The organism is Streptomyces coeruleorubidus (assembly GCF_008705135.1).
Lineage (GTDB): Bacteria > Actinomycetota > Actinomycetes > Streptomycetales > Streptomycetaceae > Streptomyces > Streptomyces coeruleofuscus.
Window position 1 is genome coordinate 7001366 of the sequence record NZ_CP023694.1, and the last position, 14851, is coordinate 7016216.

The window sequence follows — 14851 nt, forward strand, 5'->3', positions numbered from 1 at the left end:
CTCCGGTTGATGGATGTGGGAGGTGGTTCTGGGAGTGCTCCCTCAGGCCAAGTCGTCGCGACTCGACTGCTTGACGAATACGGCATGGGCCACGACGCCGAGTGCGATCGAGGCGACGGTGACGATGCCCAGAGGGAGGACGGCGTGGGCGCCGCCGACGCCTACGAGCGGTGCGGCGACTCCTCCGAGCCCGAAGCGGGCGCAGCCGAGTGCCGAGGACGCGGTGCCCGCGAGTTCCGGGTAGTCGGCCAGGGCGAGCGACGTGGTGGGGGGTGCCGCGAACGCGACCCCGGAAGCGAGGACGAACAGGGAGGCGAGCACGACGGGCAGAGGCAGGTTCCACAGTCCGGTCGCGAGGAGCCCGACGGAGCCGACGGCGGTCATGGCAAGGCCGATGACGAGCGCGCCGCGCTCGGACCACCGCTCGGCAGTGCGGCCGCCGAGGTAGCCGAAGGCCATGAAACCGGCGGAGTTCGCACCGAAGGCGACGGAGTATGCCTGCGGGGAGAGCCCGTAGGCGCCTTGGAGGATGTAGGTCGCTCCGGAGAGGTAAGCGAACAGCGCGGCATAGGTCAGACCCGTGATGAACACGGAGCCGACGAAGAGGCGGTCGGAGAACAGGCGCCGGAAGTCGCGGCCCGTCTGTCTCATGCCGCCACTGGTGCGCTGATCCCCGGGAAGCGTCTCGCCGAAGATGATCAGGGTGGCCACCAGCAGCAGCACTCCGAGCACGGCGAGGAAGAGGAAGGTGCCGCGCCAGTCGGTGATGCGGGCGAGTTGCCCTCCCAGGACGGGGCCGACGATCGCGGCGAGACCGCCGAGGACGGTCAGTCGCCCGAAGTAGCGGATCAGCGCACCGCCTTCATAGACGTCCCGGCCGGCCGCCTGCGCGATGACGATCCCCACCGCGCCTGCCAGCCCCTGCACGAGCCGGGCGATCACCAGGGTCACGAGGTTCGGGCTGATCGCGCACAGCACGGACGCGGCGATGTACGCGGCGATGCCTGTGAGCAGCGGTGGGCGGCGTCCGAACCGGTCCGACAGCGGCCCGGCGATGATCTGCCCGGCAGCGAGCCCGATCAGACAGGCGGTCAGGGTGAACTGTGCCTCGGAGGTGGCCGCGCCGAGATCGCTCGTCAGCGAGGGCAGGACCGGCAGGTAGAGGTCCATCGAGACGGGGCCGAACACGGTGAGCAGCATCAGCAGCGTGGACAGGGCCGGCCCGACGTGTCGCGTGGGCGTTGTGGCCGGCCGGGGACCAGTCGGCCGTGTCGCCTGGTCGTTCATGCGACGGCCTCTTCGGTGTCGGGAAGGGTGCCGCCGAGGCCGGCAGCAAGGACTTGCAGGTCGCGCCGAAGTGCGCGCCGGTGCATCGTGTCCTCCTTGGTGATGGCGGTTGTTGTGGCGGGTGCGGTAGCGGCGGACGTCGTTCTCGGCGGCGCGGTACCCGGCCAACGGCCTCCTGTCGCCGCGCTACCAGGCGTACGCTTCGGGAGCTTCGCCTCCGGGACCCGGCCAGATCTCGTCGAGCGCGCGGAGCGTCTCGGGCGCGAGGGTCAGGTGCGGGGCTCGCAGCGATTCGGTCAGTTGCTCGGGGGTGCGCGGCCCGACGATGGTGGTGGCGACGGCTGAGTTGTGCAGCAGCCAGGCCAGTGCGACGTCCGCCGGGCGCTCGCCGAGATCCGCGCACAGGGCTTCGTACCGTTCGAGCTGCGGCCGGTTCTGCTCGACGGTGGACAGGAAGCCGGGAGATGAGCGTCGGCCGCTGTCGGCCTTGCGCAGGGCGCCACCGAGCAGGCCGCCGCCCAGCGGACTCCACGGGATCAGGCCGAGACCGTAGTGGCGCAGAGCGGGAATCAGTTCGAGTTCGATGGTGCGGGCGTTGAGGTTGTACAGGCTCTGCTCGGACACGAGGCCCAGGAAATGCCGCTTGTTCGCTTCCTGCTGTGCGGTGGCGATGTGCCAGCCGGCGAAGTTGCTGCTGCCGACGTAGGTGACCTTGCCCTCGCGGACGAGTTGCTCCATGGCCTGCCAGATCTCGTCCCACGGTGTCGAGCGGTCGATGTGGTGCATCTGGTACAGGTCGATGTGATCGGTCTGCAGCCGTCGGAGGCTGGCCTCGGCTGCCCTGCGGATCTTGTAGGCCGAGAGATACTTGTCGTTCGGGCCGGTGCCCATGGGCTGGTAGAGCTTGGTGGCCAGCACGATCCGGTCGCGCCGGCCGCCGCCCTGGGCCAGCCAGCGGCCGATGATCTCCTCGGAGAGACCGTAGCCCTCCGTCATGCCGGGGGACTGCGGTCCGCCGTACACGTCAGCGGTGTCGACGAAGTTGATGCCCTCCTCGACGGCCCGGTCGAGGAGGGCGAAGCTGGTGGACTCGTCGGTGACCCAGCCGAAGTTCATGGTCCCCAGGCCGAGCTTGCTGACCTTCAGGCCGGTCCGGCCGAGGTGGTTGTAGATCATCGTCATGAGTGGTCCTCCCTGTCCGGTTGGCACTGTGGTTCGGGCCCGGCACGGAGCGCTGTACGCGCTGCAGCGGCCTCGACGACCGTGTCGTGCCGGGGCGCCCGCGGGACTGGTCGTCGCCCGTACGAGCACCGAGCATGTGCGGTCGTCAGGCGTACACGGGGCACATTCGTCGAGGTCTGCCCTGCTCAAGCGCGATGGTCCGGCCGGGAAAGGTACGGAAGCCGATGGAGATCACCGTGACCTCCCCGGGAACAGGCGCTCGGCGTTGACCGTGGTCAGGGAACGCCACGTGGCCCCTCCGACCGGTGACTCGGCTGCGTCGATCGCCGCGATGTGAGCGTCGGCCAGTGCGGGAGGCGTCCAGCAGTAGTCGCTGCCGAACAGCACCCGGTCCGGTTCGACGAGGTTCAGTAGCGCGGGGACTTGGCGGGGGAAGGCGGTGCCTGCCGTGTCGTAGTACAGGCCGCGCAGTTGTTGCACCGCGTCGGACGACGGGGGTTCCTGTGCCGGCAGGAACAGCCGCATGAACTCGTCGACGCGGTCGGCGAGGACGGGCAGCACACCGCCACAGTGCGGGACGATGACGCGCAGGTTCGGGTGACGTGTCAGCACCCCCGCCATCACCAGATCCGTGACAGCGCGAGCTGTGTCGAAGACGTACTCCACCATCGGTCGCGGCCTGCCGAGCGCCGACTGCTCCCACCCCAGAGGGGAGGTGGGGTGCAGGAAGACCACGGCCCGCCGGCGGTCCAGCTCGGCGAAGACCGGTTCGAGGCGCTCCTCGCCCAGATACACGCCGTGTGTGTGCGTGAGCAGGGTCACGCCGTCCGCGCGCAGTGTGTCGAAGGCGAAGCGGATTTCCTCCAGTGCGCCATCCACGTCCGGGAGGGGCAGCGACACGAAGTTGCCGAAGCGGTCCGGGTGTTCGCGGGTCAGCTCGGCGGTGTACTCGTTCACGCGCCGGGCGAGGAGGCGGGCCGCTTTGTCGTCGCCGAAGTGGACGCCGGGGGAGGAGATGGACAACATCGCGGTCGTGATGCCGTTGCGGTCCATGAGGTCGAGGTGGGCTTCCACCGACCAGGACGGCCAGCTCCCCATCCCGTCGGGGTGGGTGTGACCCGCCGCCGTCGCCTGCCGGACGTAGAAGTCGGGCAGGAGGTGGGCGTGGACGTCGATGAAGCCGGAGGGCATGACGGGGTCCTTCCTCGTGGGTTTCGTGCCGGGCCGGTGGCGTCGGCTCACTCCACCTCCGTTCCGGCCAGCCGCACCTCCTCGTAGTCCAAGGTGGTCTGGAGCCGGCGCAGAACGGTGTCGTCGATCCGTTGCTCGTCGCGCAGCCGGACGACGGTCCCGCGCTTGTGGGCGATGAGGGCGAGCCTCAGCGCGTTGTAGTGACGGTTGTGCAGCAGGGCGGGGTCGCCATCGGCGCCCGCGCCCCGCGCCCGCACGGCGGCCAGTTGGGCCTCGTACTCCTGACTCAGCCACTCCGCGACCCGTGGGGACGTGCCCAGATCGGCGGCGAGCCGAGGCAGTGCCTCAAGGGCCTCCTCGCCGGCCTTGGTCTCGGCCAGGAGTTCTTCCTCCTCTACGGAGGTGTCCCGCGGCAGCCGGGCCCAGCGCACCACCCCTGGCAGCAGCAGTCCCTGCCCCACGAGCGTCACCACGATGACGCCGGAGGTGACGAAGACGATGAAGTCACGGTTCGGGAAAGGCGCACCGGAGTCAAGAATCTCCGGTACCGACAGGGCCACGGCCAGGGACACCGCCCCCCGGAAGCCCGCGAACCCGCTGACAGTGCGCGCCCGGTCGCTCATGCGCCGCAGCCGCTGCTCCGGTCGCCGGTCGAGCGCGCGGATCAGGTAGGCGGAGCCGAACAGGAACGCGAACCGTACGACTACCAGCACCACGCTGACCACACCGATCGCGATCAACGCGTCTGTGAGGTCCGGCCGGCTCATGTGCCGTAGCGCGTACTGCAGTTCCACACCGACCAGGACGAACAGCGTGGCGTTGATGATGAACGTGGCCAGCGGCCAGAACGCCAGCGCCTGCCGACGGTGCTCGGCGCGGATGATACGGGGCGCGACCTGAGCCATGATCAGCCCACACACCACGACCGCGAGGACCCCCGAGGCATGGATCAGCTCGGCGAGCAGATAGGCCGTGAACGGCGCCAGGATCATGACGAGATTGCCCAGCAACGGGTCCTGGAGGCGGCGCCGCAGATTCATGTTGACCCAGGCGACCGCCACGCCCACGGCAGCCCCACCGCCGTAGGCGAGGAGGAACAGCGCCCCGACGTGGGGGACGGTGAGATGCTCCTCACCGACGGTCAGACCGACCGCCAGGCCGAAGATGACCAGCGCGGTGCCGTCGTTGACGAGACTCTCCGCGCGCAGCACCGTGACCTGGCGACGCGGCAGCGCGCGGGCCAGCGCACCGACCGCCGTGGCGTCGGTGGGCGCCACCGCCGCGCCCAGCACCCAGGCGGGCCCCCATGGCAGCCCCAGCGCGTGCCCCGCGGCCGCCACGGCCCACGCGGTGAGGATGACCAGGAGTGTGCTCATCAGGACGATGCCGCGCAGGTTCGAGCGGATCTCCCGGCTCGAGGTCGTCAGGCTCTCCCAGTACAGAAGCACGGGAAGGAAGAGCAACAGTACGACTTCGGGTGGTAGTTGGGTCTGACGGACGGCCGGGACCAGACCGAGCAGGGCACCCAGGGCGAGCAGGACGACGGGCGGCGCGACGCCGAGACGCTGCGCCAGGACGTTGCCCGCCAGCACGGCCACGCCGAGGAGTACGACGAGTTCGAGACCGAGCATGGGACTTACTCCTGTGAGAGTTCGGGTGCCGGCGGGGGCTCGGCGGCCTCCCACCGGATCGTCCCGCTCATCTCGGGACCAGGCGCAGCGTCGTGGCGCGGGAGGCGACCATGGGGTGGACGTATGCGCCGCCGTAGTGGCCGTACTTGGTGCGGTAGGCGGTGTCGATACGGTCGTTGGTCTCGTCGTCGCGTACGTCGGTGAAGGCGACGTCCTTGTCGACGCCGCCGGCGCGGACGTGCCCAGCACGGCCGGCGCGGGCCGTACGCCACCAGCCGCCGTCCGTGCCCCGGAAGGAGCGGACGTACAGGTCGTCACCGTCGCGGACGACCCAGACCGGCACCGGCGCGCGCAACGTGCCGTCACGCCGCAGTGGGGCCAGTTCCAACTCCTCCGCCTCGGCGATGCGTTGGAGCTCGTCGCTCGTCCATGTCGTCATCGGTGGTTCTCCGTCGGGCGCGAGGTCACGGATGCAGCAGCGTCTTGATGGCGCGACGCTCGTCCATGGCTTTGTAGCCCTCGGCGACTTCGTCCAGGGGCAGGGTGAGGTCGAAGACCCTGCCGGGGTCGATACGGCCGGACAGGACGCGGTGGATCAGGTCGGGCAGATAGGCCCGCACGGGCGCGGGACCGCCGCGCAGGCCGACGTGGGAGAAGAACAGTTCCTGCCCGTCGATCCGCACGCCGTGCGGCATGCCGACGAAGCCGACGTTGCCGCCCGGACGGGTGGACCGCAGCGCCTGCTGCATTGACTGCTGGGTGCCGACGCATTCCAGCACCGAGTCGGCGCCTGTGCCGTCCGTCAGCTCCTTGACCCGTGCCACCCCCTCATCACCGCGCTCGGTGATGATGTCGGTGGCACCGAACTCCCGGGCCAGCTTCTGACGGGACTCGTGCCGGCTCATGGCGATGACACGCTCTGCACCCAGTTCCTTCGCGGCGATGACGGCGCACAGGCCGACCGCCCCGTCACCGACCACCACGGCCGTCGCACCGGGCCTGACCCCGGCAGCCTTGGCCGCGTACCAGCCGGTGCCCATCACGTCGGACAACGTCAGCAGGCTCGGTATCAGCTCCTCGGTCGGCTGCTCCGGTACGGCGACCAGGGTGCCTTCGGCCAGGGGGACGCGGACGTACTCGGCCTGGCAGCCGGTGACCCACTCCGCGTGCTGACAGGAGGTGTGGTAACCGGCGCGGCAGACCGGGCAGGTGTTGTCGGATGCGACGAAGGAGCCGATGACGAACTGGCCGGGCTCGACGCCCGACACCTCGCTGCCGACCTCCTCCACGACGCCGACGTACTCGTGGCCGATCGGCTGCGGCTCGTCGACCGGCATGACGCCGCGGTAGCTCCACAGGTCGGAGCCGCACACGCAGGTGGCGACGGTGCGGATGACGGCGTCCGTCGGTGCGGTGATCTCCGGCTCGGGACGGTTCTCCACCCGGATGTCGCCGGGCGCGTGGATGACGGTTGCTCGCATGGCGTGCCTCTGGTCTTCGATGGGTCGGGTTGCGGAGGCCGGGCGTGGGAGCGGGGCAGACGAGGGGCCCGCGCCCTGGGAGCGACGGGTGGGGCGGATCTCAGGCCGACTCGTCTGCCTTGTCCACGATCGCCTTGAGCTGGGTCACCGCTGACATGGCGTTGGGCCACCCGGCGTAGAAGGCCAGATGGGTGATGGCCTCGACGAGTTCGTCCTTGGTCACGCCGTTCTCCAGCGCCTTGCCGAGGTGGAAGCCGAGCTGGTCGGTGCGGTGGAGGGCGACGAGCGCGGTGACGGTGACCAGGCTGCGGTCACGTGGGGACAGGCCCGGCCGCTCCCAGATGTCACCGAACAGGACCGTGTCGGTGACCTCGGCGAGCTTCGGGGCGAACTCGTGGATCGCCGACGGCGCGAACTTCTTCCGGTCGGTCATGTGGTGGTGCTCCTGGCGGGTGTTTCGGATCAGGGCGCCTGGCGCTCGGCCGGGCATTCCTGGGGGATGTGTATGTGCCTGTCGTCATTCGCCGGTCGCGTGAAGTGCGGAATGCGGGTGATGTCCGGAAACAATTCCGCCCGCGCCCGACGGGACGTCTGCTTCCCTTTCCTCGACCCTGGCCTCTTCGCGCGAACTCGCAAAGGGGAGAGTTCCACTCGAGGGGGGACTTATCCAGGGGAGAAATCCTTACCCCCCTTGGCTCGGGACACGTCGGCGCGTACCGGGAGCCGCGCCGTGCGGACGTCGTCCGGCTCGCGGGCAGCGACAGAGGGACGGCTGTTCGAGCGCCGTCGGCCGACGCGGTTCGACCGGGGGACGATCGCTCGAAGTCGCGCACTCCGTCCCATGACGGACTGCGCCTCCTCGCGTCGTGGGGCGCGGAGCGACCTGGGGCACCGTGTGGCGGTGCCGCTCGGCGCGACGGACAGGGGAAGGATTAGCCCCTGGATGCATCCCACCCGGGCCGGAATGGACTGGGCGATCGCCCGGAACAGGCAGCGCGCCTGTGGGAATTGTCGGCGGACCTCACGGGCGTGAACGCTGTGAGGTAGTCCTCCTCCGGCCTCTCCGGTCCCGGAGAGGCCGGAGGCTCACGCGACGGTGTCGGACGCCGTCCGCTTCTGTTCCGCCGACCAGGAGGCCAGAAGGCGCAGGGCGTCGTGGGACGGGGAACCGGACTCGGCGTTCCAGACGATGATGTGCTGCTCGGGATCCGTACCGCACGTGAGGGTGTTCCAGTCGAGCGTCAACTCGCCCACCACCGGGTGACGGAGCTTCTTCGTGCCCTTGTCCCGCATGGCGACGTCATGTTCGGCCCACCACTGACGGAACTGGGCGTCGCGGGCGGAGAGGGTCTCGACCAGAGCGGCGAGGCGCGGTTCGCCGGGATACCGTGCGCTCTCCATGCGCAGGTGAGCGATGGCCAGTCGGGTGACCTCCTCCCAGTCCGCGTACAGCTCGCGCATCCAGGGCTCGGTGAACAGCAGCCGGATGAACACACGCTCTTCTTCCGGGTAGCGGCCGAAGTCGGTCCACAGCCCTGCGGCGAGCTGGTTCCAGCCGAGAACGTCGGTCCGTCGGCCGATGACGAAGGCAGGAGTGGCGGTGAGATCGTCCAGCATGCGCTGCAACTGCGGATCCACCTGCTGGCGGTCGCCCGAGAACGGAGGGCGCACCCTCTGCCTGGTCGCGAGATCGAAGAGGTAGGTGTGCTGAGCCTCGTTGAGCCGGAGCACCCGGGCGATGTCGTTCAGGAGAGCGGCCGATGCCTGGAGACGACCCTGCTCGATGCGCGTGTAGTACTCGGTGCTGATCGAGGCGAGAAGAGCCACTTCCTCGCGGCGCAGCCCGCTCACACGCCGCCGTTGCCCGCCGCGGAGCCCGACTTCGGAGGGACTGAGTTCGGCACGGCGGGCCTTGAGGAACTCGCCCAGCTCGTTCAGGTGCGGGTCGCGGTGCATGATCTCCAGCCTCGCACAAGGGCCCGGCACTGTAAGTAATGGGGAGGTAATTCTCCCCCGGATTTCGGCTGCCGGCGCACGAGAATTTTATCTCCCGCTCATGTGATTACACGAGGTGAGACGCGGGCCCGGTACGCGCCGTGGGCGTACCGGGTGGCCGGGGATCATGCGGTGCTGTGTGGTGTCAGCTCAGTGCCTTGACCAGTTCCTGGGCCAGGGGGACGGCCGAGTAGGGGTTCTGGCCGGTGTACAGGGTGCGGTCGACCTCGACGTGCGGGGTGAACGGGTCGGCCTCGCGGTAGTCGGCCCTGAGCTCGTTCACGAGCCGGTCCTGGAGCAGCCACTTCGCGCGGTCCGCGAGACCGTTCTGCTTCTCCTCGGCGTTGGACAGCCCGGTCAGGCGGTAGCCGGCGAACGGGGAGGTCCCGTCGGTGCCGATGGTGGCGAGCAGGGCGGCGGGGCCGTGGCACACCAGGGACACGGGCTTGCCGGAGCCGAGCCAGTCGGTGAGCAGCCTGCCGGAGGCGCCGTCGTCGGGCAGGTCCTCCATGGGGCCCCAGCCGCCGGGGTAGAAGACGGCGTCGTAGTCGTCGATGTTCACGTCCTCGATCCGCATGGGGTGTGCCAGCTCGGTGGCCTCACGCAGCGCGGAGCGCATGCGCTCCGCGCCCTCCTCGCCGCCGTTGAAGTCGGGAGTGAGGCTGAGGGCGTCCACGGTGGGCGGCACGCCGCCGGGGGTGGCCGCGGCGATCCCGTATCCGGCCTCCTTGAAGACCTGGTACGGGCCGATCGCCTCCTCGGCCCAGAAGCCGGCCGGGTGGCGGGTGCCGTCGGCCAGCGTCCAGTGGTCGGACGCGGTGATCACAAAGAGGATCTTCGTCATGGGGTGTTTCTCCCGGTGGTGATGTCAGCCGTTGAGGGCTTCCTGGAGGACGTGGCTGTCAGCGGCCTGCCGCATGCTGACCGCCTTGCCGTCGCGGACGGTCCACAGGTGGATGAAGCGGACGTCGGCCTTGTTCCCGGTCTTCGTCTCAGCGTGGTAGTGCCCGAACACGAAGACGTGGCCTTCGTCGTCCGCGTAGAACTCCTCCGGTACCGCGCCGAAGAACTCGTAGCTGGTCATCGTCGCGCCGAAGAAGTTCTTCGCCACGTCGTCCCAGCCGTGGTAGACGCCGCTGTTCGGGAATCCGGGGGTGATGTCCCAGACGAGGTCCGGCGCCATGACCTCGCTGGTGACCTCCGGGGCCATGCGGGATTCGTACACCCGGCGGATGAGGGCCAGGCTCGGGGATTCGGACACGGTTCACTCCTCGTGTGCGTGGGGTGTTTGTGTGGCTGTTGCGGGAAGTCCGCGTGGTCAGGCGGCGAGGGTGGCGCGCCCGGCGCGGAAGATCGCCGCCTGACGGGCGACGCGCGCAACCAGGTGCTCGGCGGTGGCGATGTCGGAGCGGTGGACCGCATCCGGACCCGCGTCGGTCGGGCTCTGGGCGCCGGCGTTGGTGAACCCCGCGGCGAGCTTGTCCACCCAGGCGTGGGGAAACCAGCGCTTGCTACTGGCCTGGGCGAACGAGTGGAAGGCCGCCGAGGCGGTGCCCATGTACGTGGCGGAACCGAAGATGATCGCGTCAGCGGCGTCCAGCTGGGCCCACTGCTCGTCGGTGATCGTGTCGACGGAGATCGAGACGACCTCGGCACCACGATTTTCTCTGTCCGGGTGAACCGAGCTGTGCGTCGGAAGAGTGCACTGCTATAGGACGGCGAAGAAATTCACCATCTTGCTGATCGCTTGATCCACGTACTCCGGTACGTCATACATGGCGATGTGCGTCGCGCCCTCGACGACGAACAGCTCCTTCGGGCCGTTGGAAAGCTCGTAGGCCTGATCGCTGAAGATCTTGGTGTCCGCCTTGCTCCCCGCGATGAGGAGCATCGGCTGGGTCAGCAGTTCCGGAATCTGGTCGAAGGCCGAGAAGGCATACATCCTGTCCATGCTGCTCAGCAGGAAACGGCCCTTCGAGCGGGGTTGCTGACCGCGGGGCGTCCTGTAGTAGTCGTACCCCTCACGCAGGAGGTCCGGGGTGTTGTCGTCGATCTCTTCCAGCGTTTCCGGGACGAACGGGGCGTAGGCCGGGTCCGCACCCCTGGCCTCCGCCGTGCGCTGCTGGGCGACCATTTCCAGCGTCTTGATCTGCTCGGACACCGGTGACAGGTGTCCCAGGAAGCCTCTGGAGCCCTCACCCATCGGAGCCGCGCTGACGGTGGCCACCGCCTTGAAGCGGCGTTCGGTCTGCGCCACGCTGATCGCGTAACCGCCGCCGGCGCAGATGCCGAAAACGCCGATCCGTTCGGTGTCGACGAACGGGAGAGTGGTGAGGAAGTCCGCTGCGCAGCGGGCGTCCTCGACTCTCGCCGTCGGGTCCTCCAGAAGGCGAGGCTCGCCGCCGCTTTCTCCTTGGTAGGAGGAGTCGTAGACCACAGTGACGAATCCGTGCGCGGCCAGCCGCTTCGCGTAGTGGCCGATGGTCTGTTCCTTCACTCCGCCGGCCGGGTGAATTCCGACGAGAGCCGGGTATTTCTTGTCCTCTGAGAAGTCGTCCGGCAGGTGCAGGTGTGCCGCGATTTCCACGGCCTTGTTCTTGAAGGAAACCGTCTCGATCATGGCAGTCTGTCCCTTTTCGTCATCCGTGACCCGCCGGCGGTGGTCCTGGCACCATGGTTCGTCGAGGCCGTGATGATGTCCACGTGTGTGAGGGGGAAGGAATTTTCCCCTGGATGCGGATTTCCGGGTGGATGAATCCTTTTCCTTGGTCCAGAGCCTGGCCAGGAAGAGGTGAGGGGCTCCTGGTCCTCAGTTCCGTGCGAGGAAATCAGTCATGAGCCTGCCACCCCTGAGGGCGTTCGACGAACGGCAGGTGTCCGGTCGGGAGCGAGTTGCTCGGCGATGACGTGGGCCTGGTCCGGGGTAAGGGCGTTCAAGGCTGCTTCACCGAGCCCCATCAGGTTCAGGTACTCAGCGAGCAGTGTCTGCTGACCGGACGCGAACAACTGGTGCCAGACGGAGGCTGCGAGATCGGTGCGGGTTTCGGCGTACGTGAAAGACGCGCTCAGCACGAGTGAGCTGATCGCGACGGGGCAGCCGAGTGAGTACCCACTGACTGCGAATGTGTCGAGCCCTTCCGCGCCGGCAGCCGCGACCAACCGTTCGGTCAGTTCGTCGATGTCGAGGGGGTTCCGGGCCTTCGGGGTGGCGCCGGTGCTGGGTCGATCGTCGCCCGCATCCGCGACGACATCGATGCAGGACTGCTCGGCGCCGACGTGGACGCCGATGGGCTCGCGGCCTTCTATGCGGCGGTCATCCAGGGGATGAACCAGCAAGCGTGCGACGGGGCCGCCTGGCCGGGCGCACCACACCGATCGGACTCGACATACCTGGTAGTTTCCGCAGCTCGTCCAAGTCGACATCTTTCCGATGACGCATCATGTGGAGTGCGTGGCGATTCTCGAACCTGTCGGGAAGGGCTCCTGACCTGCGCTTTCCCGGAGATTGGCGGTGGTGGGACAGCATGCCCCGATCCGTTTCCTCAAGTTCTTCGGGACACCCGAGAACTCCTCCCTGAAGAGTCTTGGCGAGCTTGCGCACTCGCTCCGGATCACCGGGGGTCGGATCCTTGTCCAAAGTTGCTTGATCTCCTGCTCGTAGGCTCGGAGCGTGAGCCACAACCGAGCGACGCCCGGCGACGACGCTTCTGATCGACCTCTCCCGGAGTGGTCGGGACCAGAGTTGCAGCATCTGGCCGAGCACAGGCCGGAGGAGCTGTACGCAGCGGTGGAGCAGTTGTGCCGGCGGGCGTCCGCCGAGGGGCCCGGCGGCGCCTGCGTGGCGCGGGCCGCCGGGCGGATCGCCGAGACCCTCGCCGACACGCGCTCGCGGGACTGTGCGACGTTTGCCGTGGACATTGTGGGCCGGCTGCTGCCCGTCGAGGCCACGGATCGTGGGGAAGCCGACCGGTTGCTGCGCTCGGTGGCCGCGAAGCTGGTCAAGGCTCAGCGCCTGCGGGACCTCGAGCCTCTGTTCGGCGAGTTGCCGGACGGAATCCCGAGTCCGGCGGTGGAGCTTCGGGCCTGTCTTCTCGGAGAGTTGGCGCTGATCGGTTCAGGGGCCGGCCGGCGCACCCTGGACGCGTACGCCGAAAGGCTGAGTGAGCTGGGACACCCGCTGGCTCGGTTGCCCAGGACGCGCCTGGACATCGAGCACCGCTTCACGGTTCGTGTCCGGGGACTGGGGCCGATCAAGACGCCGACGCAGCTCCGGTCGCGTTTCCCGGAGGTTCCCTCGACCGACAGCGGTGCCGTCGCGGGCGGCAGGGCCAGTGACACACGAGACGACGGGCGGGCGGAGGCGGCTGCCCGGCCGTTCACGGCCGGCGGATGGGCCTGTGAGCCTGAGGCACGGTTCTTCACGTTGCCGAGCCCGCTCAACCCTGACGACTTCGGCATGTCCTTCATCACGGAACTGCCCCTGCGCTGTCTGGCAGGTGAGGGCGGGCGCCGGGGCAGCGCACTCGCCTGCGCGACGACGCCCGACGATGTCCTCAACGAACTCTTCTCGGCTTCGTACCACGGCGGAGTGAACGGCCAAGGACAGGGCGGCGCGTACGCGCGGCTGTATGCCTGGGAAAGTCTGTACGCGCTCATGGGGCTGCCCGCAGGCGTACCGTTCCTCGAAGCGGTGCGGCAGGCCACAGATCACCGGTGGCTGCGGTTCATGGCGTTCACGGACTGGTTCCACCACGACACGTCGGACGCGGCCTTCGCCGTACTCGATCCCACCCGGACCCGGGTCACGGTGCTGGCGGCGACCGATACCGACGTCGACCGTGACGTTCTCGGGTAGCCACGGCGCGGACTTGGCTCTCCGGTTCGACGCCGTGATGAGGCAGGTACAGAAGCCGGTGCGGAAGCAACGCCGACCGCTGCTCGATCGGGCACGCGAGGGGCACGCTTGGTCCTCTCCCGACTTCCCGGTGGTGGCCGCCCCTCCCGGCCCGATCGAGCCTGGTCCCTTCTTACGCGGTCGTCTGCGGCTGTCGCGCTGATACGGCCCTCACTGCCGAGCCCGAGACGAGCACTCCTGACAGGGCGATCAGACTGGTCAGGATGTCCTGGATCTGTGCCGCCGGGGTATAGACGATCACGATGACGATGAGCAGGGCCGCCCAGCCCTTCGGGCGAGCGATTGACAGTACGGAGCGAGTTGGAGCCACACTCATAGCGGTACCTCCTGGTACTCAGTGCTCGCCCCGCCGATCTTGCCGCCAAGCCGGTTCGGTGGGGCGGGCTTCCTGCTTGAGACCCATAGTGAGGCCTCTTCCGCCAGGACGTATCTTGAGCGGCCTCGGAAAGGTCCAGGGTCCCTCGGACGGACCATGGTTGGGGCGATTGCCGGTAGCTCGTGCGCCCTGCGGCCCACTCGGGGCCAAGTCGGCATGCGCCATGCCCGTTCCGCGGTCACCGTCGAGGTCACCGACACCACGTGCCCTCCCCAGGGGACCCTCCGGACGGCCGCCGCACCCCACGCGCGGCGAACCGTCCGGGAAGCCTGCGTCCCACTCACCGGCGGCGCGTCATACGCCGTACCCGGTGCCGGCAGCGGTCCCGCCAGGTCGGCCGCGGCGAGCCGTGCAACGCGGCCAGGATCAGCGCCCGCTCCTGCGGGGTGGCCCCACGCGCGAGCCAGATCAGCGACAGGTGTCGTACGGTGGTCCGCGCCAGCATGAGCGCGGCGGTCACCGGACCGGTCGGGCCGGGCAGGGCCGGCAGGTGGTCCTGTGCGAGGTTCAGCAGTTCGTGCAGCGTGTCGAGTGACATGTCGGCTCCTCGGCCGTACGAGGTCCTGCCCCGCCCCGGGCTCAACTCGCCCTGTGCGGAGGCCGGTCGGCGACCAGCGCCCCCAGCAGGCCTCGCAGACTGATTTCTTCTCGCGCTCCGCACTCCCGCATCCGGAGAACGGACGGCCGGGACCATGACGACCTGGCAGGATGTGGGGAATTCTTCAGCGCGGTGAGCCGGGGGAAGTGGTGAAGAAATCGGCGAACGCGCGGCCGCTGCTACCGGGACGCGGCC

15 protein-coding genes are annotated in these 14851 nt (G+C 68.7%); 1 reads left to right on the plus strand and 14 read right to left on the minus strand.

Features of this window, described 5'->3' with window-relative positions; genetic code table 11:
* Positions 1–42 precede the first annotated feature (42 nt).
* From CP976_RS32400 to CP976_RS43060, 13 genes are all read right to left on the minus strand, one after another.
* Positions 43–1287 carry a multidrug effflux MFS transporter gene (locus tag CP976_RS32400; protein ID WP_150483482.1) on the minus strand — a complete coding sequence of 415 codons (1245 nt, stop codon included), beginning with the start codon at positions 1285–1287 and terminating at the stop codon, positions 43–45.
* Between the two features lie 186 nt (positions 1288–1473).
* A complete protein-coding gene (locus CP976_RS32405) occupies positions 1474–2463 on the minus strand; it encodes an aldo/keto reductase (protein WP_150485593.1) in 990 nt (329 codons plus the stop codon).
* A 237-nt stretch (positions 2464–2700) separates the two neighbouring features.
* Positions 2701–3660, minus strand: coding sequence for an amidohydrolase family protein (locus CP976_RS32410; RefSeq protein WP_150483483.1), 960 nt, complete (start codon positions 3658–3660; stop codon positions 2701–2703).
* Between the two features lie 47 nt (positions 3661–3707).
* Entirely contained in the window at positions 3708–5291 is a 1584-nt protein-coding gene (locus CP976_RS32415) for a Na+/H+ antiporter (RefSeq protein ID WP_150483484.1), read from the minus strand.
* A gap of 67 nt (positions 5292–5358) precedes the next feature.
* Entirely contained in the window at positions 5359–5730 is a 372-nt protein-coding gene (locus tag CP976_RS32420) for a DUF2255 family protein (protein WP_150483485.1), read from the minus strand.
* A gap of 25 nt (positions 5731–5755) precedes the next feature.
* A complete protein-coding gene (locus CP976_RS32425) occupies positions 5756–6772 on the minus strand; it encodes a zinc-dependent alcohol dehydrogenase family protein (protein ID WP_150483486.1) in 1017 nt (338 codons plus the stop codon).
* Positions 6773–6872: 100 nt separating this feature from the next.
* Positions 6873–7205 (minus strand): carboxymuconolactone decarboxylase family protein, encoded by a 333-nt coding sequence (locus CP976_RS32430; protein ID WP_150483487.1) that lies wholly within the window; start codon positions 7203–7205, stop codon positions 6873–6875.
* A gap of 653 nt (positions 7206–7858) precedes the next feature.
* A complete protein-coding gene (locus CP976_RS32435; RefSeq protein ID WP_086848291.1) occupies positions 7859–8728 on the minus strand; it encodes a helix-turn-helix domain-containing protein in 870 nt (289 codons plus the stop codon).
* A gap of 184 nt (positions 8729–8912) precedes the next feature.
* Positions 8913–9611, minus strand: a complete 699-nt coding sequence (locus CP976_RS32440) for a type 1 glutamine amidotransferase domain-containing protein (protein WP_150483488.1) — start codon at positions 9609–9611, stop codon at positions 8913–8915.
* Positions 9612–9635: 24 nt separating this feature from the next.
* A complete protein-coding gene (locus tag CP976_RS32445) occupies positions 9636–10028 on the minus strand; it encodes a nuclear transport factor 2 family protein (protein WP_150483489.1) in 393 nt (130 codons plus the stop codon).
* A gap of 57 nt (positions 10029–10085) precedes the next feature.
* Positions 10086–10406, minus strand: a complete 321-nt coding sequence (locus CP976_RS32450; protein WP_150483490.1) for an NAD(P)H-dependent oxidoreductase — start codon at positions 10404–10406, stop codon at positions 10086–10088.
* Between the two features lie 69 nt (positions 10407–10475).
* Positions 10476–11387: an alpha/beta hydrolase gene (locus CP976_RS32455; protein ID WP_150483491.1), complete on the minus strand. Its 912-nt coding sequence runs from the start codon at positions 11385–11387 to the stop codon at positions 10476–10478.
* Between the two features lie 212 nt (positions 11388–11599).
* A complete protein-coding gene (locus tag CP976_RS43060) occupies positions 11600–12103 on the minus strand; it encodes an alpha/beta fold hydrolase (protein WP_167537462.1) in 504 nt (167 codons plus the stop codon).
* A 334-nt stretch (positions 12104–12437) separates the two neighbouring features.
* Here CP976_RS43060 and CP976_RS32465 point away from each other — a divergent pair, with 334 nt between their 5' ends.
* Positions 12438–13622: a DUF6183 family protein gene (locus CP976_RS32465; RefSeq protein ID WP_150483492.1), complete on the plus strand. Its 1185-nt coding sequence runs from the start codon at positions 12438–12440 to the stop codon at positions 13620–13622.
* A 716-nt stretch (positions 13623–14338) separates the two neighbouring features.
* On the opposite strand, the gene CP976_RS32475 is transcribed toward CP976_RS32465, so the two are convergent.
* Positions 14339–14596: a hypothetical protein gene (locus CP976_RS32475; RefSeq protein WP_150483494.1), complete on the minus strand. Its 258-nt coding sequence runs from the start codon at positions 14594–14596 to the stop codon at positions 14339–14341.
* Positions 14597–14851 lie beyond the last annotated feature (255 nt).